24 protein-coding genes are annotated in these 22750 nt (G+C 64.7%); 2 read left to right on the plus strand and 22 right to left on the minus strand.

Annotation, left to right across the window (positions count from 1 at the left end):
• Positions 1-155: 155 nt before the first annotated feature.
• Positions 156-821, minus strand: a complete 666-nt coding sequence (locus tag AC1DW2_RS07170; RefSeq protein WP_477005567.1) for a TetR/AcrR family transcriptional regulator — start codon at positions 819-821, stop codon at positions 156-158.
• Between the two features lie 106 nt (positions 822-927).
• On the opposite strand from AC1DW2_RS07170, the gene AC1DW2_RS07175 reads away from it, so the two are divergent.
• Positions 928-1548, plus strand: coding sequence for a hypothetical protein (locus tag AC1DW2_RS07175; protein WP_477005568.1), 621 nt, complete (start codon positions 928-930; stop codon positions 1546-1548).
• 7 nt (positions 1549-1555) lie between these two features.
• Here the strand turns inward: AC1DW2_RS07175 and AC1DW2_RS07180 are convergent, their stop codons facing one another.
• The 9 genes from AC1DW2_RS07180 to miaA all read right to left on the minus strand — a co-directional run bounded on the left by AC1DW2_RS07180 (position 1556) and on the right by miaA (position 10870).
• On the minus strand, positions 1556-2407 hold the full coding sequence (locus tag AC1DW2_RS07180; RefSeq protein WP_071910532.1) for an SDR family oxidoreductase: 852 nt from the start codon (positions 2405-2407) through the stop codon (positions 1556-1558).
• Positions 2408-2880: 473 nt separating this feature from the next.
• Positions 2881-3900, minus strand: coding sequence for a ketol-acid reductoisomerase (gene ilvC, locus AC1DW2_RS07185; RefSeq protein WP_477005569.1), 1020 nt, complete (start codon positions 3898-3900; stop codon positions 2881-2883).
• 132 nt (positions 3901-4032) lie between these two features.
• Positions 4033-4635 carry a LysE family translocator gene (locus AC1DW2_RS07190; RefSeq protein WP_212096565.1) on the minus strand — a complete coding sequence of 201 codons (603 nt, stop codon included), beginning with the start codon at positions 4633-4635 and terminating at the stop codon, positions 4033-4035.
• Positions 4636-4642: 7 nt separating this feature from the next.
• Complete coding sequence (locus AC1DW2_RS07195; RefSeq protein WP_477005570.1) at positions 4643-5518, minus strand: EamA family transporter; 876 nt, start codon at positions 5516-5518, stop codon at positions 4643-4645.
• A 49-nt stretch (positions 5519-5567) separates the two neighbouring features.
• On the minus strand, positions 5568-6263 hold the full coding sequence (locus AC1DW2_RS07200; RefSeq protein WP_477005571.1) for a class I SAM-dependent methyltransferase: 696 nt from the start codon (positions 6261-6263) through the stop codon (positions 5568-5570).
• 3 nt (positions 6264-6266) lie between these two features.
• Positions 6267-6809 carry an acetolactate synthase small subunit gene (gene ilvN, locus AC1DW2_RS07205; protein WP_477005572.1) on the minus strand — a complete coding sequence of 181 codons (543 nt, stop codon included), beginning with the start codon at positions 6807-6809 and terminating at the stop codon, positions 6267-6269.
• Positions 6810-6832: 23 nt separating this feature from the next.
• Positions 6833-7804 carry a threonine dehydratase gene (locus AC1DW2_RS07210; RefSeq protein ID WP_477005573.1) on the minus strand — a complete coding sequence of 324 codons (972 nt, stop codon included), beginning with the start codon at positions 7802-7804 and terminating at the stop codon, positions 6833-6835.
• A gap of 4 nt (positions 7805-7808) precedes the next feature.
• Complete coding sequence (locus AC1DW2_RS07215; RefSeq protein WP_477005574.1) at positions 7809-9584, minus strand: acetolactate synthase 3 large subunit; 1776 nt, start codon at positions 9582-9584, stop codon at positions 7809-7811.
• 329 nt (positions 9585-9913) lie between these two features.
• A complete protein-coding gene (gene miaA / locus AC1DW2_RS07220) occupies positions 9914-10870 on the minus strand; it encodes a tRNA (adenosine(37)-N6)-dimethylallyltransferase MiaA (protein WP_477005575.1) in 957 nt (318 codons plus the stop codon).
• 11 nt (positions 10871-10881) lie between these two features.
• On the opposite strand from miaA, the gene serB reads away from it, so the two are divergent.
• The gene (gene serB, locus AC1DW2_RS07225; protein WP_085399727.1) at positions 10882-11787 is read left to right on the plus strand and encodes a phosphoserine phosphatase SerB; all 906 of its coding nucleotides are present in this window, start codon (positions 10882-10884) and stop codon (positions 11785-11787) included.
• 146 nt (positions 11788-11933) lie between these two features.
• Here serB and AC1DW2_RS07230 read toward each other — a convergent pair whose 3' ends face one another.
• The 12 genes from AC1DW2_RS07230 to AC1DW2_RS07285 all read right to left on the minus strand — a co-directional run bounded on the left by AC1DW2_RS07230 (position 11934) and on the right by AC1DW2_RS07285 (position 22691).
• Complete coding sequence (locus AC1DW2_RS07230; protein ID WP_477005576.1) at positions 11934-13439, minus strand: Do family serine endopeptidase; 1506 nt, start codon at positions 13437-13439, stop codon at positions 11934-11936.
• A gap of 157 nt (positions 13440-13596) precedes the next feature.
• On the minus strand, positions 13597-13803 hold the full coding sequence (locus AC1DW2_RS07235; RefSeq protein ID WP_025038031.1) for a DUF2065 domain-containing protein: 207 nt from the start codon (positions 13801-13803) through the stop codon (positions 13597-13599).
• Positions 13804-13874: 71 nt separating this feature from the next.
• Positions 13875-14771, minus strand: coding sequence for a protease modulator HflC (gene hflC / locus AC1DW2_RS07240; RefSeq protein WP_063981620.1), 897 nt, complete (start codon positions 14769-14771; stop codon positions 13875-13877).
• Entirely contained in the window at positions 14768-15904 is a 1137-nt protein-coding gene (gene hflK, locus AC1DW2_RS07245; protein ID WP_063981619.1) for an FtsH protease activity modulator HflK, read from the minus strand. Before hflK ends, hflC begins: the two co-directional genes overlap by 4 nt.
• Positions 15905-16058: 154 nt before the next feature.
• Positions 16059-16568 carry a dihydrofolate reductase gene (locus AC1DW2_RS07250; protein WP_477005577.1) on the minus strand — a complete coding sequence of 170 codons (510 nt, stop codon included), beginning with the start codon at positions 16566-16568 and terminating at the stop codon, positions 16059-16061.
• Positions 16568-17053: an N-acetyltransferase family protein gene (locus AC1DW2_RS07255; RefSeq protein WP_477005578.1), complete on the minus strand. Its 486-nt coding sequence runs from the start codon at positions 17051-17053 to the stop codon at positions 16568-16570. The genes AC1DW2_RS07250 and AC1DW2_RS07255 overlap by 1 nt, the downstream gene beginning before the upstream one ends.
• Before the next feature lie 5 nt (positions 17054-17058).
• Entirely contained in the window at positions 17059-17853 is a 795-nt protein-coding gene (locus tag AC1DW2_RS07260) for a thymidylate synthase (protein ID WP_208088129.1), read from the minus strand.
• A 187-nt stretch (positions 17854-18040) separates the two neighbouring features.
• Complete coding sequence (locus AC1DW2_RS07265) at positions 18041-19021, minus strand: tripartite tricarboxylate transporter substrate binding protein BugD (RefSeq protein WP_477005579.1); 981 nt, start codon at positions 19019-19021, stop codon at positions 18041-18043.
• Positions 19022-19156: 135 nt separating this feature from the next.
• Positions 19157-20671, minus strand: a complete 1515-nt coding sequence (locus AC1DW2_RS07270; RefSeq protein WP_085399731.1) for a tripartite tricarboxylate transporter permease — start codon at positions 20669-20671, stop codon at positions 19157-19159.
• Between the two features lie 7 nt (positions 20672-20678).
• A complete protein-coding gene (locus tag AC1DW2_RS07275) occupies positions 20679-21440 on the minus strand; it encodes a tripartite tricarboxylate transporter TctB family protein (protein ID WP_477005580.1) in 762 nt (253 codons plus the stop codon).
• A 94-nt stretch (positions 21441-21534) separates the two neighbouring features.
• Positions 21535-22065 carry a chromate transporter gene (locus tag AC1DW2_RS07280; protein ID WP_477005581.1) on the minus strand — a complete coding sequence of 177 codons (531 nt, stop codon included), beginning with the start codon at positions 22063-22065 and terminating at the stop codon, positions 21535-21537.
• A complete protein-coding gene (locus AC1DW2_RS07285; protein ID WP_477005582.1) occupies positions 22062-22691 on the minus strand; it encodes a chromate transporter in 630 nt (209 codons plus the stop codon). The genes AC1DW2_RS07280 and AC1DW2_RS07285 overlap by 4 nt, the downstream gene beginning before the upstream one ends.
• Positions 22692-22750: the final 59 nt, after the last annotated feature.

Raw genomic sequence — 22750 nt, forward strand, 5'->3', positions numbered from 1 at the left:
GCTTAATGTTAGCAGGCGGCGAACAGCCGCACGGCCAACTCCATCCCCTCACCCTGAGGAGCCTGCGAAGCAGGCGTCTCGAAGGGCGAGGCCCGAGTGGGCCTGCATGGTTCGAGACGGCGCTACGCGCCTCGTCGCCGTGAGGGTCAGTCAGTTCAGGAGCCGCGGCTCGACTTCGCGATCCCCGCGATAAAGAGGTCGATCACGCCTTCGGCCATCCGCTCGGTCTCGCCCTCCTCGACCCCCCAGCGCGGAAAGTGGCCGTCGAGATTCATCCGGGCAAAGCCGTAGACCAGGGCGCGGCCGGCGATCTGGATTCGCTTGAGGTCGGCCGACCGCAGCAGGCCCTGCTCCGCCGCGTCTGCCAGCATCCGTTCGGTCAGAGCGATCAGTTCGGCATTGTCGCGCGTCAGCTCCGCGGAGCTGCCATGGGCGAAGTAGCGCCCCGTGGAGATGATCTCGAAATGCGCGGGGTTGCGCATCGCCCAGCGCAGGTAGGCGAGCCCGAAGGCGCGGAAGCGGCCGAGCGGGTCGGTGGCCGGCGCCTGGTCCAGCGCCACCTCGATCTCGGCACGAAAGCGCCGCTGCGCCTCCCCGGCCACCGCCGCCATCAGCGCGTCGCGGTTGGGGAAGTGCCGGAACGGCGCCCCCGGCGAAACCGCGGCCCGGCGTGCGGCCTCGCGCACCGAGACTTCGGCACCCTCCGCAGCCAATTGCAGAGCGGCATCGATCAGCACGCGGCGAAGGTCGCCGTGATGATAGGGCCGGGCTTCTGGCGTTTGGCGGCGGACGCGCGGCTTGGACGGCTGTCGGGCGGGCATGGAGCTTCCTAGCATCACCCGAACGTGAATGTAAGCATCGATTACACCGTTGACGATCTCGCCCGCCCGAAATGTAATCGATGATTACATAAGGGAGGAGATCGCCATGTCACAACGCCAAAGCTGGTTCGAGGGCTGGCGGCTGCTCGCCGTGCTCACCCTGAGCCTGATCGCGCTCAGCCTGTGGATCGCGTCGATGCGGCAGTTCGAGGTCGAGGGCGTACGGATGGTGATCCGTTTCACGGCGCGAAGCTCGCTGCTGCTGTTCTGCCTTGCCTTCAGTGCTGCGGCGCTCGCACGGCTGTGGCCTAACGCCTGGACCCGCTGGCAGCGCCGCAACCGTCGCTATCTGGGCCTGAGCTTTGCGGCCTCCCACGCCATCCACGCAGGCGCGATCGTTGCCTTCGCCAAAATGGACCCGGCCGGCTTTGTGAAGGCCACCTCGGCCGCCTCCTACATCTTCGGCGGCATCGGCTATGCGTTCATCATCGCCATGAGCGCGACCTCGTTCGACCGCACCGCCGCGCTGCTCGGACCGCAGGCCTGGCGCGTGCTGCACCTCGTGGGCGGCTATTACCTCTGGTTCCAGTTCATGGTGTCGTTCGGCAAGCGCGTGCCGGCGATGCCGCTCTATGCCGCCTTCCTCATTCCGCTGCTCGCCGTGATGGCGCTGCGGCTGATCGCGATGGCCGCCCACCCCCGCCGACGGACGGCCGAAGCGAGCTGAACGTCGATCAGCCCTGCGGCAGGAACCCGAGGCGCTTGGCGATGATGCGATCGACCGTCCGTTTCGGCAACAATGCGCCGATCAGATGGCGCAGCGGGTCCGGTGTGATCTGGTAACGCACCTTGGGGCTCGCGGCGGTCAGCGCCTCGAACACGATTTCGGCGATCCGCTCGGCCGGCAGACCCTTCGCACCGAGGTCCATCATGAACGCCATGACCTTGTTCAGCGCCGGCAGATAGGGCGAGTTCTGATAGACGGAGAGATCGATCTCTTCGGCCTTGCTCCAGATCGGCGTCTTCACTGCGCCCGGGGCGACGATGATGACGTCGATCCCGAACAGCATCAGCTCACGCCGCAGGCTCTCCGACAGGCCTTCGATGGCGTGCTTGGAGGTGCAGTAAGGCGCCGACAGCGGATTGCCGTTCTTGCCGGCGACCGAGCTGATCATCACGATCCGCCCCTTCGGCCCCTTCAGCGATGGGTCCGCGCCGAGCAGCGGCCCAAAGGCTTGCGTCGCGATGACCGGGCCGATGACGTTGATGTCCATCTGGCGGCGGAAATCGTCGACCGACAATTCCAGGACCGGCCCCGCGACCGCAATGCCGGCATTGTTGACGAGCCCCGCCAGCGTGTCGCCAGCCAGCGCCTCGCGAACCTGGCGCGCAGCGGCGAGCACGGCGGCCTCGTCGGTAACGTCGAACAGGAGCGGCGTGAAGTTCGCGCCGAACTCCCCCCTGAGCCGGTCGGCGTCGGCCTGCTTGCGGACGCTGCCGAAGACGCGGTAGCCGCGCCCGATCAGAAATTTCGCAATGGCCCAGCCGATGCCGGTGGACGCGCCGGTGACGACGACAGATCGCATAGACCCCTCCCCCTCAAGTTCCCGCGATCATGGAGAGAAGGATGTGTCAGCGCAATGCCACCCAACGCTCAAAGGGACGTCGCGGGTGTCGATTCTTAAGATGAAGCGGCGCGCGAACTTCGCGACATGAGATTGATTGCGCCCTGAGGATGCAGGTGAAGATCCGAATCCTCGATCTTGAAGACGCTGGGCTTTTGGCGATTGCGGGCTTCTGGAGAAGTTATGAAAACGACGCGAGACCAAGAATGTGGTTTAAGCGTCAGTTCTTCGCGCTCAGAGGGCATGTCAGCTCGCGAAGAATTTGAATGAAGCGGCAATGCTTCGCGCGAGATGAAAGGAGCGAGACCGCCGTTCGCGATCTCGCTCCGATGTAGTCGAGAAGGTTTAAAATTTGGTTTGGCGAGCGAAGCTTGTGTTTCGCTCGTCATTTCGGGGCGCGATGAAGTCGCGAACCCGGAATGACGGCGCAGCCGTCAGTTCTTGCTCTTGTCGACCAGCGCGCCCTTCTTGATCCAGGGCATCATGTCGCGGAGTTTCGCGCCGACTTCCTCGATCGGGTGCGCGGCGAGCTTGGCGCGGGTCGCCTTGAACGAGGTCTGGTTGACCTTGTTCTCGAGCATCCAGTCGCGGGCGAACTTGCCGCCCTGGATGTCGGCGAGAACGCGCTTCATCTCGGCCTTGGTCTCCGCGGTGACGATGCGCGGACCGGTGACATACTCGCCGTACTCCGCGGTGTTGGAGATCGAGTAGTTCATGTTGGCGATGCCGCCTTCATAGATCAGGTCGACGATCAGCTTCACTTCGTGCAGGCACTCGAAATAGGCCATCTCCGGGGCGTAACCGGCTTCGACCAGGGTCTCGTAGCCGGCCTTGATCAGCTCGACCAGGCCGCCGCAGAGCACGACCTGCTCGCCGAACAGGTCGGTCTCGCACTCTTCCTTGAAGGTGGTCTCGATGATGCCGGCACGACCGCCGCCGACGGCGGAGGCGTAGGAGAGGCCGAGGTCATGGGCGTTGCCCGAGACGTCCTTGGCGATCGCGATCAGGCAGGGCACGCCGCCGCCGCGCTGATATTCCGAACGCACGGTGTGGCCGGGGCCCTTCGGTGCGATCATGAGCACGTCGAGGTCGGCGCGCGGGTCGAGCAGGTTGAAGTGGACGTTGAGGCCGTGCGCGAACACGAGGGCGGCGCCCTTCTTCATGTTGTCGTGCAGGTGCTCGCGATAAATGTCGCCCTGGAGCTCGTCCGGGGTCAGCATCATGACGAGGTCGGCCCATTTGGCGGCTTCGGCGACTTCCATCACCTTGAAGCCGGCGGCTTCCGCCTTCTTGACCGAGCCCGAGTCCTTGCGCAGCGCAATGGCGACTTCCTTGACGCCGGAGTCCTTGAGGTTGAGCGCATGGGCGTGGCCCTGGCTGCCATAGCCGACGATGGCGACCTTCTTGCCCTTGATCAGGTTCAGGTCGGCGTCGCGATCGTAATAAACACGCATAGTCGTTTCCTCGTTCAGGGCCAGAATCGGCCAAAGGTCAGTGTCCGAAGGGTGAAATTTGCGGATTTCGGGGGCTGTCTAGAGCATTTTCAGCCCCTAGGGAAACCCGTTTCTGCATGGAAATCCGCGACATCATGCATCCATGAAAACGGGGTAGAGGGAGGCGAGCAGCAGGAGCGCCATCACGATATTGAAGGCGCGGACCAGCCGCTCCGAGGTCAGTACCGGTCGTAGTGCAGTGCCGAACAAGGCCCAGACCACCGTCGAGACCGTGCCGACGAGCAGGCTGATCAGGGTCTGGATCGCGATGTTCAGGGGGAATTGGGCGATCGCCGCATAGGCGGTGATGGTGCCGATCACGATCACCCAGCCCTTGGCGTTGATCCACTGGAACATCGCCGCGCCCCAGAAGGTCATCGGGCCACGGCCGTCCTCCTCGCCCGGCTTGGCCGGCCCCGAGAAGGCGATCACCGCGGCGAGGTAAATCAAGTAGGCGGCGCCGGCATATTTCAGGATGGTCTGGAGGATCGGATAGGCCAGAAACACCGTGCCGAGCCCGAGGCCGACGGCGCCGACCATGAAGGCGAAGCCGATCGTGATGCCGGCGATATGCGGGATGGTGCGGCGGAAGCCGTAAGTCAGTCCCGACGACAGCAGCATGATGTTGTTCGGCCCCGGCGTGAAGAACATCACGAGGGCGAAGATGATGAAGGCATAGAGCAGCGACTGGGACATGCTCACCTCACGCGGTCTTCGGCAGCGGCTGCGGGCGCCTCGCCAGCACCATCACCGCGATGCCGCCGATGACCGTCAGCATCCCGGCCAGCCGCAACGGGCCGAACTTCTCGCCAAACACGATGCTGGAAGCAGCCGAGCCGACGAACGGCACCAGCAGCGCGAACGGCACCACTTGCGCGGCTGGATAGTCACGCAGCAGCCGGCCCCACAGCCAATAGGCGATGCTGGTCGAGATGGCGCCGATCGCCAGCAGGCAGACGAGGCCAGTCGGCGACATATGGATCAGCGACTGGAAGGTTGGCGCCGGCCCGTTGACGACCAGCGCCAGCGCGAACAGCGGCACGGCGGCGGTGAGGCAGAGCCAGGCGAACAGGTCGAACATCGGCGCGCCACGGGCGCCGCGCAGCAGGAGATTGCCGACGGCAAAGCAAATCGGGGCGATCATCAGCACCGCGAAGGCACCAATGCTGAAATCGTAACCGACGGTACCGCAGATCAAGAGCAGGCCGACTGCGGCGACGACGATGCCAAGCGTCTGCACCGGCGTCGGCCGCTCGCCGAATGCGATCGCGGCAAAGCCGATGGTGAACAGCGCCTGGCTCTGCACGACGACGCTGGTGAGCCCCACCGGCACACCGTGGGCGATGCCATAGGCCTGGCTCAGGAACTGGCCGAGGAACAGCGTGAAGCTGATCGCGATCAGCAGCGACCAGGCGATCTTCGGCTTGGGAATGAACAGGCATGGCACCGCGGCAATGGTGAAGCGCATCGCCGTCATCAGCTCCGGCGAAAGTTCGTCGAGCGCGATCCGGCTCGCCACGAAGGCAAGCCCCCAGATGACCGCCACCAGAATGGCGATGAGGATATCGGCCGGCTTCATTGTTTTTCTCGGTTCTGCTTTGTCGTGCAGCCCTGTTTGTTGTTCTGTTCTAGCCTTGCTCGCCGGCTTTCGGTTTCCGCAGCAGATAAGTGCCGTGCATGGGCGCGTGGTAGTCGACCGAGACCAGCGTGAAGCCGACATCGATCAGCATCCGTTCCATCACCCAGCCGAAGGTGGAATATTCGTCGCGCATGTGCGTGACGACGCTTTCGCGCGAAAAATCGTGGTTCTTGATATGGAAGTCGGCCCATTGCTCGACGTCGCGCTCGATGGCGTCGGGCATCGAGGCGTAGACGATGTCGCGCAGATAGAAGCTCGCGCCCGGCTTCAGTGCACGGTAGATCCGCGACATCGCCACCGCCTTCCAGAAATCCGGCAGATGGTGCAGCGTGAACTCGCTGACGATCAGATCGTAGGATTCCGGGCGGTAGGCGAAGCTGAGCAAGCCGGCGGACTGTATGCGCACGGGCGCCTTACGGTCGCGGGCGTAGATCTCGGCGAGCGCCAGCATCGCCGGCGAGATATCGATGGCGTCCACCTCGGCACCCATCAGCGCCGCTTCGGTCGCGAGCACGCCGTTGCCACAGCCGATATCCGCGATGCGCCAGCCGCGCTGCACCCCGAGCATTTTCAGCGCGGCGCGCGCCCGCAGATCGGCATCGTCATGGGCGTCGTAGATCGAGGCCACTGCGGGCTCGATCCCCATCCGGTTGCGCTCGTTATAGTACCAGTCGCGCGCCAGCATGGCTCACATCCCCTCAGGCCCGCGGCCAATCGCGGCAACGCCGGTGCGCGACACCTCGACAAGGCCGAGCGKGCGCATCAGGTCGATAAACTGGTTGATCTTGTCCGTATTGCCTGTGATCTCGAACACAAAGCTCTCGGTGGTGGCGTCGATCACGCGAGCGCGGAACGCATCCGCCAGCCGCAGCGCCTCGACACGATGCTCGCCCTGCCCGCGCACCTTCACCATCGCAAGCTCGCGCTCGATCGAGCGCTTGGTCAGGGTCATATCGACGACGCGATAGACCGGGATCATGCGGTCAAGCTGGTGCTTGATCTGCTCGATCACCATCGGCGTTCCCGTGGTGACGATGGTGATTCGCGACAGATGCTTCTGGCTCTCGGTCTCCGAGACGGTGAGACTCTCGATGTTGTAGCCGCGCCCGGAGAACAGCCCGATAACGCGCGCAAGCACGCCCGGCTCGTTCTGCACGAGCACCGAGAGCGTATGCGTCTCGTTGGGATCGTGGCGGTCCTCGATGAAATAGGCGGATGCCGGCTGGTTCATGGTCGTCCCCTCTTGTCTCTCCGTCACGCCATCGCTGGCGCCTCTGCCCCGACCCAACTGCGGAACAGATCGAAATCGATATTGCCGCCGGACAGCACGAGACCGACGCGCTTGCCTGACAGCTTGTTCTTTTCCTGAAGCGCCGCAGCGAGCGCGGCTGCGCCGGCGCCTTCGGCGAGATTGTGCGTGTCGGTCCAGTAGGCGCGGATCGCGGCGGCGACCTCGTCGTCGGAAACCTGCACGATGCGCACGGCCCCCTTGCGGATCAGCGCGAACGCGTCCGCGTCGGGAATGCGCGTTGCCATGCCGTCGGCCAGCGTGTTGCTGGTCTTCGTCGTCACGACCTTGCCGGCCGCAAACGAGAGCGCGTAGGACGGCGCTTCGGTCGACTGCACGCCGACGATCTCCGTCTTCAGGCCCAGGAGGTCGCGTGCCATGATGCAGCCGGAGATTCCAGAGCCCTGCCCGATCGGCACATAGAGAACATCGAGATCCGGCGCCGTCCGGAACAATTCGAGCGCATAGGTGGCGACGCCGAGCACGAGATCCGGATGGAACGACGGCACCATGTGCAGGCCGGTAAATTGGGCGCGCCGCTGCGCCTCTTCGGCGGCCGCCTGAAAGTCCTCGCCATGCTCGACGAGCTCGGCGCCAAACGCCTTCATCGCCCGGTTCTTCTCGACCGAGTTGCCGCGCGGCACGTAGATCACGGCCGGCACGCCGTGGCGGCTCGCGGCAAAGGCCAGGCTCTGGCCGTGATTGCCGCGCGTCGCCGAGATGATGCCGGGTGTGTTCGGCCGCTCGCGCTTCAGTCGTTCGAGATAGACGAGACCGCCGCGCACTTTGAAGGCGCCGATCGGCGTGTGGTTCTCGTGCTTGACGATGACCTGCGTCCCGAGGCGCTCGGCGAGCAGCGGCCAGCCGCGTGCCGGCGTCGCCGGCACCGCCTGCCCCACGATCGCATGTGCGCGCTCGAGCTCCGTCAGGTCGAACATGACGTCACACCAGCGCCTTGCCGCCGGCGAACGCCTTTGCCGTGGCTTCGTCGTTGGCCTGCTCGGGCAACAGCATCTCGTTGTGCGCCTTGCCGGAGGGGATCATCGGGAAGCAGTTTTCGAGCGCCGCGACGCGGCAGTCGAACAGCACCGGACGCTTGACCGAGATCATCTCCTGGATGGCGCCATCGAGATCGGAGGGCTTGTGCACCTGGATGCCGACGCCGCCATAGGCTTCCGCGAGCTTGACGAAATCCGGCAACGCCTCCGAATAGGAATGCGACAGCCGGTTGCCGTGCAGCAGCTGCTGCCATTGCCGCACCATGCCCATGTACTGGTTGTTCAGGATGAAGATCTTGATCGGCAATTCGTACTGAACCGCCGTCGACATCTCCTGCATCGTCATCTGCACCGAGGCATCGCCCGCGATGTCGATGACGAGGCTGTCCGGATGGGCAACCTGCACGCCGACCGCGGCCGGCAGGCCGTAGCCCATGGTGCCGAGACCGCCCGACGTCATCCAGCGATGCGGCTCCTCGAAGCCGAAGAACTGCGCCGCCCACATCTGGTGCTGGCCGACTTCCGTCGTGATGTAAGTGTCCTTGCCGCGCGTCGCCTCGAACAGGCTCTGGATCGCGTGTTGCGGCAGGATCACGTCGTTGCTCTTCTTGTAATAGAGCGAGTTGCGGGCGCGCCACTGCGCGATCTGCTGCCACCAGGCCTTGATGTCGGGCTTCTTCGCTTCCGCCTTGAACACCTGGAGGATGTCGCCGAGGATGTTGCCGCAGTCGCCGATGATCGGCACGTCGACACGGATGTTCTTGTTGATCGAGGACGGATCGATGTCGATGTGGATCTTCTTCGAGCCGGGCGAGAACGCGTCGACGCGGCCGGTGATGCGGTCGTCGAAGCGCGCGCCGACGCACAGCATGACGTCGCAATCATGCATGGTCATGTTGGCTTCATAGGTGCCGTGCATGCCGAGCATGCCGAGCCAGTTCTTGCCCGACGCCGGATAGGCACCCAGGCCCATCAGCGTGGAGGTGATCGGGAAGCCGGTGACCTCGACCAGTTCGCGCAGGAGCTTGGTCGCCTCGGGGCCGGAATTGATCACGCCGCCACCGCTGTAGATCACAGGGCGCTTGGCGTTGGCGAGCAGCGACACGGCCTTGCGGATCTGCGTCGCGTCGCCCTTCACGCGCGGCGCGTAGGAGCGGTGCACGTCCGACTTGCGCGGCGGATGATAGGTGCCGGTCGCGAACTGCACGTCCTTGGGCACGTCGACGAGCACCGGGCCGGGACGGCCGGAGGTCGCGACATAGAAGGCCTCGTGCAGCACCTTGGCGAGATCGTTGACGTCGCGCACCAGCCAATTGTGCTTGGTGCAGGGCCGCGTGATGCCGACGGTGTCGCACTCCTGGAACGCGTCGTTGCCGATCAGATGCGTCGGCACCTGGCCGGAGATGCAGACCAGCGGGATCGAGTCCATCAGCGCGTCGGTCAGCGGCGTCACCATGTTGGTGGCGCCGGGTCCGGAGGTCACCAGCGCAACGCCCGGCTTGCCGGTCGAGCGCGCATAGCCCTCGGCGGCGTGGCCCGCGCCCTGCTCGTGGCGGACCAGGATGTGCTGGACCTCGCTCTGCTGGAAGATCTCGTCATAGATCGGAAGCACGGCGCCACCGGGATAGCCGAAAATGTCGGTCACGCCATGATCGATGAGCGCGCGAACGATCATCGCGGCGCCGGTCATCTTGTTCGGATCGTGGCTCTTGTCGCTCATTGTCTTGCTCCGGATGCGCTGTTGTCAGCGGCTTCGTTCGTGTCGGGTTCGGGAAATAAAAAAGGCCCCGAAGAGGGCCCATGCACACCGCCTGTCTTGTGGATGGCAGCTAGCCACCCCCGGCGGTGTGCCTGGGTACGACGGCGATAAGGAGTTTGGTAATAATGTTACGCATGGCAGGTGCCCAGCTTCCCAAAGGTTGCGCGAAACATAACGGTCAAAGCCCGGATGTCAAGGCAATGCGACCGTTCCCGCGCGATTTTGGCAATGTAGCGGTGTTCCCAGGGTTCGGCGAGAGGTAAATTCGGGAACCCGGGTACAAAAGCGCGTCAGCCGGGGTCTCGGGCCGCATTCACGATGGCGGCAAGCCACCCCCTCGCCTCCTCCGGCTTCACCCATTCGAACTCGGGCAGTTGGTGCCGGAACCAGGTGAATTGCCGCTTGGCGTAGTGGCGGGTGTCGGCACGACCGATCGTGGCGGCATCGTCCAGGCCGATCTCACCGCGCAGATGCCGGATCAGGGCCGGCACGCCATGGGCTTTCATCGCCGGCAGCAGCGGATCGAGATGTCTGGCGGCGAGCCACTCCACCTCCCTCAACGCGCCGGCACCGAGCATGGCATCGAAACGGGCATCGATGCGGGCATAGAGCTCGTCGCGCTCGGGGGCGAGAAACACCGCGCGAAAACTGTCCTTGGGCAGCAGCGGCGGCTGGCCTTCATGGTGCCAGTCGAGCAGCGAACGGCCCGTCGCTTCGACCACTTCGAGAGCGCGCGCGATCCGGGTGCGGTCGCGCAGGTTCAATCGTTCGGCGGCGCGCGGATCACGGCGTGCAAGTTCCTCATGCAGCGCCTCGACGCCGTTCCGCTCCAGCCGCGCGCGCACGTCCTCACGTATTTCGGCGGGAATAGGCGGCACCACGGAGAGGCCCGCCGTCAGCGCCTTGAAATAAAGGCCCGTGCCGCCGATGAAGATCGGCAGGCGGCCTTCGGCTTTCGCCTCTTCCAGCGCCTTCGTCGCGTCGACCACCCATGCGCCGGCCGAGAAATTCACGGCCGCATCGACGTGGCCGTAGAGACGGTGCGGCGCGCGTCCTTCCTCGCCATGTGTGGGGCGCGCGGTGATGATGCGGAGGTCACGATAGACCTGCATGGAATCGGCATTGATGACGATTCCGCCCGTACTCAGGGCAAGCTCGAGCGCCAGCGCCGACTTGCCGCTGGCGGTCGGGCCTGCGATAAGCACGGCCTTGCCAACATGTCTTCTGCTGACTTGTCCCTCGCTCACGAAAACCTCAAATGTCCCTCGTCGCCACGCTGATCTGCAATCCCGACAATCCCGCGCTCGACAGCACCATCGTCGACGGCGCCCGCGCCGTGCTGCCCCAGGCGCAACCTGCGCACTGGCTGTTCGACGGGGTTGCGGTCGACATTCCCTTCGGCGCGCAGGATAACCTCCAAGGCGACCGTCACGCCATCGAACAGCGGTTGCGCGAGCTTCGCGGCGACCTTCCCATCGACATCGTGGTGCAGCCAGTCGGCTTCCGGCGCAAGAAGCTTTTTCTCGCCGACATGGATTCCACCATGATCGGCCAGGAATGCATCGACGAGCTCGCTGATCTCGTCGGAATGAAGGCCCACGTGGCCGCCATCACGGAACGCGCGATGCGCGGCGAGATCGAGTTCGAGCCGGCGCTGCGCGAGCGCGTCGCGCTGCTGAAGGACCTTCCCGCCAGCGTGGTCGACGAGGTGCTGGCCAAGCGCATCACGCTGACGCCGGGCGGCCGCGAACTGGTCGCGACCATGCGCGCCCATGGCGCCTATACCTGTCTCGTCTCCGGCGGCTTCACGCTGTTCACGCGCGCGGTCGCCGCCAAGATCGGCTTCCAGGAGAACCGAGCCAACGAGCTCGTCGTCCGCGACGGCAAGTTCACCGGCGAGGTCAAGGAGCCGATTTTGGGCCGCGCGGCAAAGCTTGCGACGCTGGTGGATCTGATGGAGTCGTTCGATCTCGACGACATCGACTCCGTCGTGGTCGGCGACGGCGCCAACGATCTCGCGATGATCCAGGCGGCGGGACTGGGCGTGGCGTATCACGCCAAGCCAGCGGTCGCGGCTGCGGCCGCCGCGCGGATCGACCATGGCGATCTCACCGCGCTGCTCTACGCGCAGGGGTATCGGCGGGACGAGTTCGTGGAGGCTTAGCCTCTCCCGTCGTCAGCACTTGCGGCACGCCCGGCGGCCGTWGGGTGGGCAAAGGCGCACTTGCGCCGTGCCCACCACTCTTGTCGCGATGGTGGAGAGAGGGTGGGCACACTTCGCTTTGCCCACCCTACTGGATTGAACCGCGACTACTGCACGCTCAGCGCCACAAACCTCAGCTCGCCGTCGGCGTTGGAGACGAGCAGCAGCACGGACTTCTTGCCGTCCTTCTTGAGCTGGTCGACCCGCTTCTGGATGTCGGCGCCGCTGGAGACGGCCTCCTGCGCAACCTCGACGATGACGTCACCGGCGGAGAGGCGCTTCTCGGCAGCGTCCGAATTGGCGTCGACATTGGTGACGACCACGMCCTTGACGCTGTCCTTGATCTTGTAGCGCGTGCGCAAATCCTTGCTGAGCGCGGCAAGATCGAGACCGAGCGCCTTCTGCGTCACCGGCTTCTCGGGCGCCGGCTCGTCGGTCTTGACCGCGGCCTGCACCTTGTCGGGATCCTGGAGACGGCCGAGCGTGACCTTCTTGGTCTCCTCCTGGCCCTTGCGGATGATGACGACATCGACTTCCTTGCCGACCGCCGTGTCGGCGACGACGCGGGAGAGATCCTTGGGATCCTTGACGTCCTTGCCGTCGAACTTGACGACGACGTCGCCGGGCTCGATGCCGGCGGGCTTGGCCGGGCCCTTGTCATCGACGCCGGCGACCAGCGCGCCGCGCGCGGGCTTGATGTTGAGGCTCTCGGCGATCTCATCGGTGACGCTCTGGATGCGCACGCCGAGCCAGCCGCGGCGCAGTTCGCCGAACTGGCGGAGCTGGTCGACCACGGCGACAACCGTCTTCGAGGGCACGGCAAAGCCGATGCCGATCGAGCCGCCGGAGGGCGAGATGATCAGCGTGTTGACGCCGATGACGTCGCCATCGAGGTTGAACAGCGGACCACCGGAATTGCCACGGTTGATGGAGGCGTCGGTCTGGATATAGCTGTCATACGGCCCCGAGGAGATGTCGCGGTTCTTGGCCGAGACGATACCGGCCGTCACCGTGCCGCCGAGGCTGAACGGATTGCCGATCGCGATCACCCAGTCGCCGAGGCGCAGCTTGTCGGAGTCGCCGAACTTTACGGCCACCAGCGGCTTCGGCGGCTTGATCTTCAGCACGGCGAGGTCGGTCTTCTTGTCAACGCCAACCAGGTCGGCCTTGATCTTGGTGCCGTCGTTGAGGATGACGTTGATCTCGTCGGCGTCCGCGATGACGTGGTTGTTGGTGACGACGACGCCAGCGGTGTCGATGATGAAGCCGGAGCCGAGCGAGTTGGTCTTGCGGGGCGGGTTGTCACCGCGCTCGCCGCCCTTGCTGCCGCCGCCGGGGCCGCGGCGGTTCTTGAAGAAGTCGTCGAAGAACTCCTCGAAGGGCGAGCCGGGCGGCAGTTGCGGCATGGTGTTGCTGCCGCCGCCGCCGCCCTTGGCTTCGACGGTCTGCGAGGTCGAGATGTTGACGACCGCGTCGATCACCTTCTCGGCGACGTCGGCGATCCCGTCCGGGCCACGGGCAAGGGCCGGCGTGCCGAACGCGCTGAATGCACTGACGGCGAGCGCGGCCAGCCCTAAGCGCAAGCGGGTCGGGGCAATGGTGGCAGCGGTCATTGGTATCTCCAGAGAAAAGGATCAGGCGCCAAGGATTCGCCTCCAAGACTGCGCTCGAACGGGGGGACGGCGCAAGCGCGGAGCTTAACGGGCCTCAAGACCCGGATAATACGGCGAAAACCAGTCTCTCGCCTTCACTTTGGCGTTGGCGTGACGCCTAAATCGGACGGCGCATAACCCAGATCAAGACCAGGCCGGCCACGGCCGAACCGATCCCAACCGCCCGCAGGATATTGTCCGGCGTGGCGATCGCGCTTTTCATGGCCTTGCGCATCCAGTTGGGACTTGCCGCGAACATCAAGCCTTCCAGCACGAACAGGATGCCTAAGCCGATGAGGAAGTCGGCGAACGCAATGGACCTCATCGGAATGGAACCTCCCGTTGTGCTGTTCTTGTCTGGACGAAGGGCGGCAGAACTGCCGCCCTCTGTCTAGCTCACGGCTTCGCCGGCGTCTCGGTCGCCGTCTTGCCGGACGGGTTACCAAAGAACCGGAAGAAATCCGAGTCCGGCCGCAGCAGGAAGCGGGTGTCGTTCGCGCGCAGCCCGTTCTCATAGGCTGTCATCGACCGGTAGAAGGCGAAGAAGTCGGCGTCCTTGCCGTAGGCTTCCGCGAACAGGCGGTTGCGCTCGGCGTCGCCGACGCCGCGGATCTGCTCGGCCTGCGATTTGGCTTCCGCCTCGATCACGGTCGCCTCGCGGTCGGCCTTGGAGCGGATCTCCTGTGCCTTCTGGCCGCCCTGCGCACGGAACTCGGCGGCTTCGCGCTCGCGCTCGGTCTTCATGCGCTGGTAGACCGCCTGGCTGTTCTGCTCCGGCAGGTCGGCGCGGCGGATCCGGACGTCGACGACCTGGATACCGTAGCCGTCGGCCTCGCGATCGAGCTGGTCGCGGATGCGCTGCATCAGCTTCTCGCGGTCGTCGCGCACCACGTTGATGAAGGTGACCTCGCCGAGCACGCGGCGCAGCGCCGCGTTCAGGAGCGTGGTGAGCTGGATGTTGGCAGCCTGGATCGAGCCGACGCTCTGGTAGAAGCGCAGCGCGTCCTTGATGCGGTAACGCGCGAAGGCGTCGACCACGAGCCGCTTCTGGTCGGACGCGATCGCTTCCTGCGACGGGTTCTCCAGATCGAGTATCCGCTTGTCGATGTTGATCACCGAATTCCACGGCGCCTTGAAGTGCAGGCCGGGCGCGGTGACGACGTCGACGGGACGGCCGAACTGCAGCACGATGGTCTGCTCGGTCTGTTGCACCGTGAACAGCGACATGTAGCCGACGATCACGACGAGCAGGAGGGCGAGCAGCGTGACGATACCTGTGACCGGAGACCTCATCGGTTGCCTCCGCTCGACTGCTGACCGGTGGTAGGCGGCCGCTTGGTCGTCAACTCACTGAGCGGCAGATAGGGCACAACGCCCTGGCCCGAGGGGCCGCCGTCATAGACGAGCTTGTCGGCGCCGCCGAGCACGCGCTCCATCGTCTCCAGATAGATCCGTTCACGCGTCACGTCGGGCGCCTTCTTGTATTCCTCGTAAACCTTCAGGAAGCGCGAGCTCTGGCCCTTGGCCTCGGCGACCGTCTGCTCCCTGTAGCCTTCGGCGGCCTGCGTGATCTGCGCCGCACGTCCGCGTGCCTGCGGCACGACCTGGTTGGCGTAGGTCTGCGCCTCGTTCTGCAACTGCTCGAGATTGGCGCGCGCCGCCTGGACGTCGCGGAACGCGTCGATCACCTGCGCCGGCGGGTCGACCTTCTGCATCTGCACCTGGCTGATGAGAATACCGGCGCCGTAGCTGTCCAGGGTCCTCTGGATCAACTCCTGCACGCCCTGTTCGGTAACGTTGCGCGCCCCGGTCAGGATCGGCTGGATCTGCGAGCGGCCGATCACCTCGCGCATCGCGCTCTCGGAGACCGCCTTCACGGTGCCTTCGGGATTCTGGATGTTGAAGAGGAAGTCGCCGACGCCGTCCGGCTTGATGCGCCAGAGCACGGTGAAGTCGACGTCGACGATATTCTCGTCGCCAGTCAGCATCAGGCTCTCTTCCGGCACGTCACGAATGGAGCGGCCGCGTCGCGCCGGATCGTCGATCAGCGTCATGCCGATGGAGATCGTGTTGACGCGCAACGCCTTCGGCAGCAGCACGGTTTCGATCGGATAGGGCAGATGATAGTTCAGACCCGGCTGCACGGTGCGGACATGCTTGCCGAAGCGCAGCACGACGCCGAGCTCTTCGGATTGCACCCGGAAGAAGCCCGACAGCAGCCAGAACGCGATGATGAGCAGGACGATCAGCGTGATGCCGATGCCGGAGAAATAGCCGCCCGGCATGATCTGCTGGAGGCGGTCCTGGCCGCGCCGCAGAAGGTCTTCCAGATCCGGCGGCCTTGGCCCGACCGGTTGCGGGCCGTTGCCCCATGGTCCCTTCGGACCCGAGCCCCATGGGCCACCGCCCTGATTCTTCCACGGCATTCGACGCTCTCCTCGGCAGGGTGAAAATCGCCCCCGCCCGCTTTGTCCGGTCCGGCTTTATAGGGGACAGGCAAGTCCCTTACAACGCGGCCCGGGCTGTCCTTCGAGCTATGCTCGGGCACGAAAAAGTCAATGTAAACATTGACGAATGCGGTTAATTGCCCGCCCGCCGACGATATGTCACATAGGAGTAGTCGGCGCTGTCGTCGGGTCCGGCAGGATGCCGGATGCGCTCAACCTCATCCCACTCTGCCTTGTCGATGTCGAAATGCGTGTCGCCTTCGGGGCGCGCATGCACTTCGGTGATTTCGAGGCGATCGGCGCGATCGAGCCATTGCCGATAGATCTCGGCGCCACCGATCACCGCGATCTCGGCGACCGAACGCCGCAGGGCATCGCCAAGCGCAACCGCGCCCGCATCGGCAGCCGATGTCGTGACGATGGAGCCATTGGCGCGATAATCCGCATCGCGCGTGATGACGATGTTTGTACGGCCAGGAAGCGGCCGGCGCAGGGTTTCGAAGGTCTTGCGGCCCATGATCACTGGCTTGCCGATCGTGAGCGCCTTGAAGCGCGCCATGTCGGATTTCAATCGCCACGGGAACCCGTTGCCGGCGCCGATGACGCCGTTCTCCGCGATCGCTACGACGAAGACGATCTCCATCAGGACGCGCCCCCTGCAAGCCGTGTCAGCGCAGGGCCGGTAACGCGGCACAGCGTCCAATCGTCCATCATGACGGCGCCGAGCGATTTGTAGAACGCGATCGACGGCGCGTTCCAGTCGAGCACCGCCCATTGCAGCCGCGACCAGCCGTTGTCGACGCACTCCCTGGCGAGATAGACCAGCAGCGCCTTGCCGAGGCCCTTGCCCCGATGCGACGGCCGCACATAGAGATCTTCGAGATAGATGCCGTGACGGCCGCTGAAAGTGGAGAAATTGACGAACCAGACCGCAAAGCCGACGGGCTCGCCGTTCCACTCGGCAATCGCGCAATAGAGCTGCGGACGCTCGCCGAACAGCGCTTCCGCAATCATCGCCTCGGTCGCCTCGACTTCGTGCGAAAGCTTTTCGTATTCGGCAAGCTCGCGGATGAGAGCAAGAACCAGCCCGGCTTCACCGGCGCGCACGCGGCGGATGGTCAACGACATCTGCGTTAGACCGCGACTTCCGCCTTGATGTGCGGATGCGGATCGTAGCCGACGAGCTCGAAATCCTCGTAGCGGAAGGAGAAGATGTCCTTCACATCGGGATTGATCCGCATCACTGGCAGCGTCCGCGGCGCGCGCGTGAGCTGGAGCTTCGCCTGCTCCAGGTGATTGGAATAGAGATGGGTATCGCCGAGCGAGTGCACGAAGTCGCCGGGCTTCAACCCCGTGACCTGCGCGACCATCATCGTGAGCAGCGCATAGGACGCGATGTTGAAGGGCACGCCGAGGAAGACATCGGCCGAGCGCTGATAGAGCTGGCAGGACAATTTGCCGTTGGCGACATAGAACTGGAACAGCAGGTGGCAGGGCGGCAGCGCCATCTTCTCGACGTCGGCGGGATTCCAGGCGGTGACGATCAGCCGGCGAGAATCCGGGGTGCGCTTGATCATGTCGATGACATTGGCGATCTGGTCGATGCTGCGCCCGTCGGCCGTGGGCCAGGAACGCCATTGATGGCCGTAGACCGGCCCGAGATCGCCATTGGCATCGGCCCACTCGTCCCAGATGGTGACGCCGTTGTCGCGCAGATATTTGATGTTGGTGTCGCCCTTCAGGAACCACAACAGCTCATGCACGATCGCCTTCAGCGGCAGCCGCTTGGTGGTCAGCATCGGGAAGCCGGCGGACAGGTTGAAGCGCATCTGATGGCCGAACACCGACAGCGTGCCGGTGCCGGTCCGGTCGGTCTTCTCGGCGCCGTCTGAAAGAATCCGCTCGAGCAGGTCCTGATACTGGTGCATGTGCCAAAAACCTTTGAGAAGACGGCAGCCTTTGGGGAGGCGGCGAACTTAACGGCGCGCCCCGCGCTACGACAGCAGCGATTCGCTGTTTAAGCCCATTATACCCCGAAAAGTGACTGTTCCCGGTGCAAACAACAAGGGGCGGAACTTGCGTCCCGCCCCTCGCCTATCGGCTTGAAAGTGCTCGTTAAGTTGCCGGCTTGAGCACCGGGGTCCACTTCGCGATCTCGTTCTTGACGAGGGTCGCCAGCGCCTCCGGCGTCCGGTCCTTGGGACCCGGAATGACGCTGCCGAGCTCGAGCAGGCGCTTCTTCACGGTCTCGTCGTCGAGCGCCTTGATGGCGGCGGCATTCAGGCTCGCAATGATCGCGGGCGAAGTTCCCTTCGGCGCGAACATCGCGTTCCAGGCCTGGGCCTGGAAGGCAGGCAGGCCGGCCTCCGCCGTCGTCGGCACGTTCGGCAGCGACGGATTGCGCTCGGCCGTCGCGATCGCATAGGCCTTGATGGTGCCGGCATTGATCTGCGGCACCGCATTGACGATCTGGTCGCACATGTAATCGACCTGTCCGGCCACCAGCGCATTCATCGCGGGGCCCGTGCCGTTGAAGGGCACGCCGACCGGCTTGACGTCGAGGATCGAGTGCAGGAGCTCGCAGGAGACGTGCGAGACCGAGCCGACGCCGGYATGCGCGGCGTTGACCTTCTCGGCGTTCGCTTTCACGTAGGCGACGAACTCCTTGAGGTCTTTCGGCGGAAAGTCCTTGCGCGCCAGGATCAGGATCGGCGTGCCCGCGAGCAGCGCGACCGGCTCAAAATCCTTTTCCGGGTGGTAGGCGAGCTTCGGATAGAGCGGCACGGAGGCGGCATGCGTGCCCATATGCCCGGTAATGAGCGTATAGCCGTCATTGGCCGCGCGCGCAGCGCGCGTGGTCGCGGTGGTGCCGCCGGCGCCGACCACGTTCTCGATGATGATGCTCTGTCCGAGCGTCTGCGCCATGTGCCCGGTGACGATGCGCGAAATCACGTCGGTCGGTCCACCGGCCGCGAACGGCACGATCATGGTGATGCTGCGCGTCGGATAGGTCTGCGCCTCCGCCGGTGCGACAAAGCCGCACAACGATGCGAACGCCGCAGCACATGCGCCCGCAAGCGCGCGAATGGAAGTCATCTCGATCCCCTCGGACGTAAAACAAAAATGCCGGCCACAGGGCCGGCATTTTCATTTCACGAAGCGGTCACACAAGTCGATTCGACTTCCGAATGCGGCGTGCGGACGCAGGGCGCCGCGACGACGCAGGCGCGGTCAGTTCTCGGATTCGGTGAACACCTCGTCGCGCTTGGCACGCAGCACCGGCAGGACCGTGAGGATCAGCAGAAACGCCGCGATCGCCAGCAGCACCGCCGACAACGGACGCGTCAGGAACACGCTCCAGTCGCCGCGCGAGATCAGAAGCGCACGACGCAGGTTCTCTTCCATCAGCGGTCCGAGCACCATGCCGAGCAGCAGCGGCGCCGGCTCGAAATCGTGCTTGATCAGCCAGTAGCCGACCAGACCGAAGACGCCCGCGAGGATGACGTCGACCGGTGCGTTGTTCACCGAGTAGATGCCGATCGCGCAGAAGATCACGATCGAGGGGAACATCAGCCGGTAAGGCACGCGCAGCAGCCGCACCCAGATTCCGACGAGCGGCAGGTTGATGATGATCAGCATCAGATTGCCGATCCACATCGAGGCGATCATGCCCCAGACCAGGTCCGGCTGCTTCTGCATCACCTGCGGGCCCGGCACGATGCCGTGGATGGTCATCGCGCCGACCATCAGCGCCATCACCGCATTCGGCGGGATGCCGAGCGTCAGCAGCGGAATGAACGACGTCTGCGCCGCGGCATTGTTGGCGCTTTCCGGCCCCGCCACGCCCTCGATCGCGCCGCGGCCGAACCGCGACGGGTTCTTGGCGAGCTTCTTCTCGAGCGTATAGGCGGCAAACGACGCGATCACCGCGCCGCCGCCGGGCAGGATGCCGAGGATCGAGCCGAGCACCGTTCCGCGCAGGATCGCAGGCGCCGAGTCGACCAGGTCTTTCCTGGTCGGCATCAGGCCGGTGATCTTCTGCTGCACGAGATCGCGGTTCATCTCGGCGCCGGCGTCGAGGTTGCGGATGATCTCTGCGAAGCCGAACACACCCATCGCCACCGTCGCAAAGCCGAGACCGTCGGCAAGCTCCGGAATGTTGAAGGCCATGCGCGAGGCGCCGGTCTCGATGTCCGAGCCGACGATCGAGAGCAGCAGGCCGAACACGATCATCGCGATCGCCTTCAGCACCGAGCCTTTGGCCAGCACCACCGCGAAGATCAGGCCGAGCACCATCAGCGAGAAATACTCGGCCGGACCGAACGCCAGCGCGAGCTTCGTGAGCGGCGCGCCGAGGACGGCGATCAAAACGGTCGCAACGCAGCCCGCGAAGAACGAGCCGATCGCGGCGATCGCCAGCGCAGGGCCGGCGCGGCCCTGCTTGGCCATCTGGTGGCCGTCGATAGCGGTGACGACCGATGTCGCCTCACCAGGTATGTTGACCAGGATCGACGTGGTCGAGCCGCCGTACTGGGCGCCATAATAGATGCCCGCGAGCATGATCAGCGCGCCGACCGGCGGCAGGCCGAAAGTGATCGGCAGCAGCATCGCGACCGTCGCGATGGTGCCGATGCCCGGCAACACGCCGACCAGCGTGCCCACGAGGGCACCGATCAGGCACATCAGCAGGTTGATCGGAGAGAACGCGACGGCAAAACCGTGAGCGAGGTTGGCAAAGAGCTCCATTACACCCTCACTGAACCAGGAAACGCGGGAACATCGGCATCGGCAACCCGAGCACGTACGGGAACAGGATTGCGCAGCCGAGCGTCAGGCAGGCGCCGACGATGGCGGCCTCCAGCCAGCGCGTCTCATGCGAGCCCAGCGCTGCAATCATGAAGCTCACGAAGGCCGTGACCACGAGGCCGAGCGGCCGGATCGCCAGCGCGAAAAACAGGATCGCGACCATCACGAACAGAGGCCCGCGCCAGGAATAATGGGCCATCGCCGGCCCATCGGTCAGAAGGCCGGTCAAGGCGATGCCGGCCGACAAGGCCACCAGCAATCCACCGAACATCCGCGGTGCCGTGCCGGCGCCGAAGGAGAAGCCGCGCATGCCCTGCAGATCGCTCGACGCCCACAGCGCGAACAGGGCGAGCGCCATCAGGATGACGCCGCCGACATAGTCCTGCGCCGACCGGATCGTCATGAACAGCGTGAGGATCGCCACCGCAAACAGCGGATAGGAGTAGATCAGCGCCAGCAGCACATCAGATGACGCCTTCTTGGCGCCGCCACCGAACGATCCGAATATGGCACTGGGCGCGCCGGCGAGCAGCGCGGTCGCATGGCCGGTTACGACCTGCAGTGGTCCGCGCCCGGCACCCCAGCCGAAGATCGTCCCGATCGACCAGATGAATTCGAAAATCTGCGGCGCGATCGCCAGCAGGCAGAAGCCGATCGCCACCGAGGTGTTTCGGGTGGCAGTCGCCGAGTKGCCCATCGTGTCGGCCATGCTTGTCTCCTCCGCGACTCCTAAGTCACGAGCACTGTTGTTCTAATCGGCTGGAAAAGGATCCCCCGCCCGGATCACTGCCTAGCGATTTTCATTACACAATACCAGCAAAACCAATCAGGCCTCCGGCGAGCAGAAGCCAGAGTGGATTGATACGCGAGACGAACGCAAGCACTGCAACCGCCGCGGTCAGAAGCAGCGCAGCAAAGGTGCGATCGGTCGACTGGGCCAGGATCAGGGCGCTGGCTGCCATCAATCCAATCGATAGCGGAACCAGTGCAGTCTGAATCAAGGCGGGCCAACGCGATCGGCCGGGCCGGCTCAGCAGACGGCTGACATAATAGGCAAGCAGCGCCGTCGGCAGGCACATCGCTAGCGTTGCCGCCAGCGCGCCGGGGATGCCGGCGACGGCATAGCCGATTAACGTGACGATAAGCACGTTCGGACCTGGCGAGAGCTGTGCGATCGCATAGGCGTCGGCGAACTGCTTCTCGGTCATCCAGTGATGCACGTCGACTGCGATGCGGTGCATCTCCGGCACCGCCGCCGCAGCGCCGCCGACTGCGAACAACGACATTAGACCAAAGGTGGAGATCAGCGCCCAGATCGGGTTTTCGCTGTTCATGCTGCTACCTTCCGCCGCACCCAATATGTGACGCCGATACTGATGGGAATCGCGACCAGCAGCACCGCCTGGAGCGGCAGGCGAAGCACGCCGATCGCAACGAACACACCGAGCATGAGAATGAGCACGACGACGTCCATCCGCTTGAGCAATGGCATCATCATGCGGAAGACCACCGCGATCAGCAGCCCGACCGCCGCGCAGGAGATGCCCGCGAGGATCCGGCGCAGCACCTCCACATCGCCGAACCGGGCGTAGATGATCGCTAGCACGGTCATGATCACCGTCGGCGGCAGCAACAGCCCGGTAAAGGCGGCAACGCCGCCGGCGATGCCGCGCAGCCGCGACCCGAACACCATCGACAGGTTGACGATGTTGGGCCCGGGCAGGAAATGGCAGAGCGCAAAGGTCTCGTTGAACTCGTCCGCCGTCATCCAGCGGTGCTGATCGACGATGGCGTGGCGGGCAAACACCAGGACCCCGCCGAAGCCGGCCAGCGACATCCGGGCGAAGGCCAGGAACAGCGCGACGAGGCCGGGCGGAGGAGCGTGGGCGGCTGGATGGTCCGGCTCTTGATCTGGCTCTTGATCCGGCTCTTGGGCGGCCGGTGCTGAATCCATGGACATGTCAGGAGCTTAGAACGCTGGCCGTCCCAGGGCCAAGATCATACCGAGGCCCGCTCGGA

Source organism: Bradyrhizobium sp. P3_C3 (assembly GCF_056402655.1).

Excerpts from the sequence above, each read along its gene's own strand:
- hflK (WP_063981619.1), bottom strand. The coding sequence starts at position 15,904 with ATGCCGTGGAAGAATCAGGGCGGTGGCCCATGGGGCTCGGGTCCGAAG.
- AC1DW2_RS07200 (WP_477005571.1), bottom strand. The coding sequence starts at position 6,263 with ATGCTGGCGCGCGACTGGTACTATAACGAGCGCAACCGGATGGGGATC.
- AC1DW2_RS07190 (WP_212096565.1), bottom strand. The coding sequence starts at position 4,635 with ATGTCCCAGTCGCTGCTCTATGCCTTCATCATCTTCGCCCTCGTGATG.
- AC1DW2_RS07285 (WP_477005582.1), bottom strand. The coding sequence starts at position 22,691 with ATGTCCATGGATTCAGCACCGGCCGCCCAAGAGCCGGATCAAGAGCCA.
- AC1DW2_RS07210 (WP_477005573.1), bottom strand. The coding sequence starts at position 7,804 with ATGTTCGACCTGACGGAGCTCGAGCGCGCACATGCGATCGTGGGGCAG.
- AC1DW2_RS07270 (WP_085399731.1), bottom strand. The coding sequence starts at position 20,671 with ATGGAGCTCTTTGCCAACCTCGCTCACGGTTTTGCCGTCGCGTTCTCT.
- AC1DW2_RS07195 (WP_477005570.1), bottom strand. The coding sequence starts at position 5,518 with ATGAAGCCGGCCGATATCCTCATCGCCATTCTGGTGGCGGTCATCTGG.
- AC1DW2_RS07260 (WP_208088129.1), bottom strand. The coding sequence starts at position 17,853 with ATGCACCAGTATCAGGACCTGCTCGAGCGGATTCTTTCAGACGGCGCC.
- AC1DW2_RS07235 (WP_025038031.1), bottom strand. The coding sequence starts at position 13,803 with ATGAGGTCCATTGCGTTCGCCGACTTCCTCATCGGCTTAGGCATCCTG.
- AC1DW2_RS07250 (WP_477005577.1), bottom strand. The coding sequence starts at position 16,568 with ATGGAGATCGTCTTCGTCGTAGCGATCGCGGAGAACGGCGTCATCGGC.
- AC1DW2_RS07180 (WP_071910532.1), bottom strand. The coding sequence starts at position 2,407 with ATGCGATCTGTCGTCGTCACCGGCGCGTCCACCGGCATCGGCTGGGCC.
- AC1DW2_RS07170 (WP_477005567.1), bottom strand. The coding sequence starts at position 821 with ATGCCCGCCCGACAGCCGTCCAAGCCGCGCGTCCGCCGCCAAACGCCA.
- hflC (WP_063981620.1), bottom strand. The coding sequence starts at position 14,771 with ATGAGGTCTCCGGTCACAGGTATCGTCACGCTGCTCGCCCTCCTGCTC.
- ilvC (WP_477005569.1), bottom strand. The coding sequence starts at position 3,900 with ATGCGTGTTTATTACGATCGCGACGCCGACCTGAACCTGATCAAGGGC.
- AC1DW2_RS07175 (WP_477005568.1), top strand. The coding sequence starts at position 928 with ATGTCACAACGCCAAAGCTGGTTCGAGGGCTGGCGGCTGCTCGCCGTG.
- serB (WP_085399727.1), top strand. The coding sequence starts at position 10,882 with ATGTCCCTCGTCGCCACGCTGATCTGCAATCCCGACAATCCCGCGCTC.
- AC1DW2_RS07255 (WP_477005578.1), bottom strand. The coding sequence starts at position 17,053 with ATGTCGTTGACCATCCGCCGCGTGCGCGCCGGTGAAGCCGGGCTGGTT.
- AC1DW2_RS07215 (WP_477005574.1), bottom strand. The coding sequence starts at position 9,584 with ATGAGCGACAAGAGCCACGATCCGAACAAGATGACCGGCGCCGCGATG.
- AC1DW2_RS07280 (WP_477005581.1), bottom strand. The coding sequence starts at position 22,065 with ATGAACAGCGAAAACCCGATCTGGGCGCTGATCTCCACCTTTGGTCTA.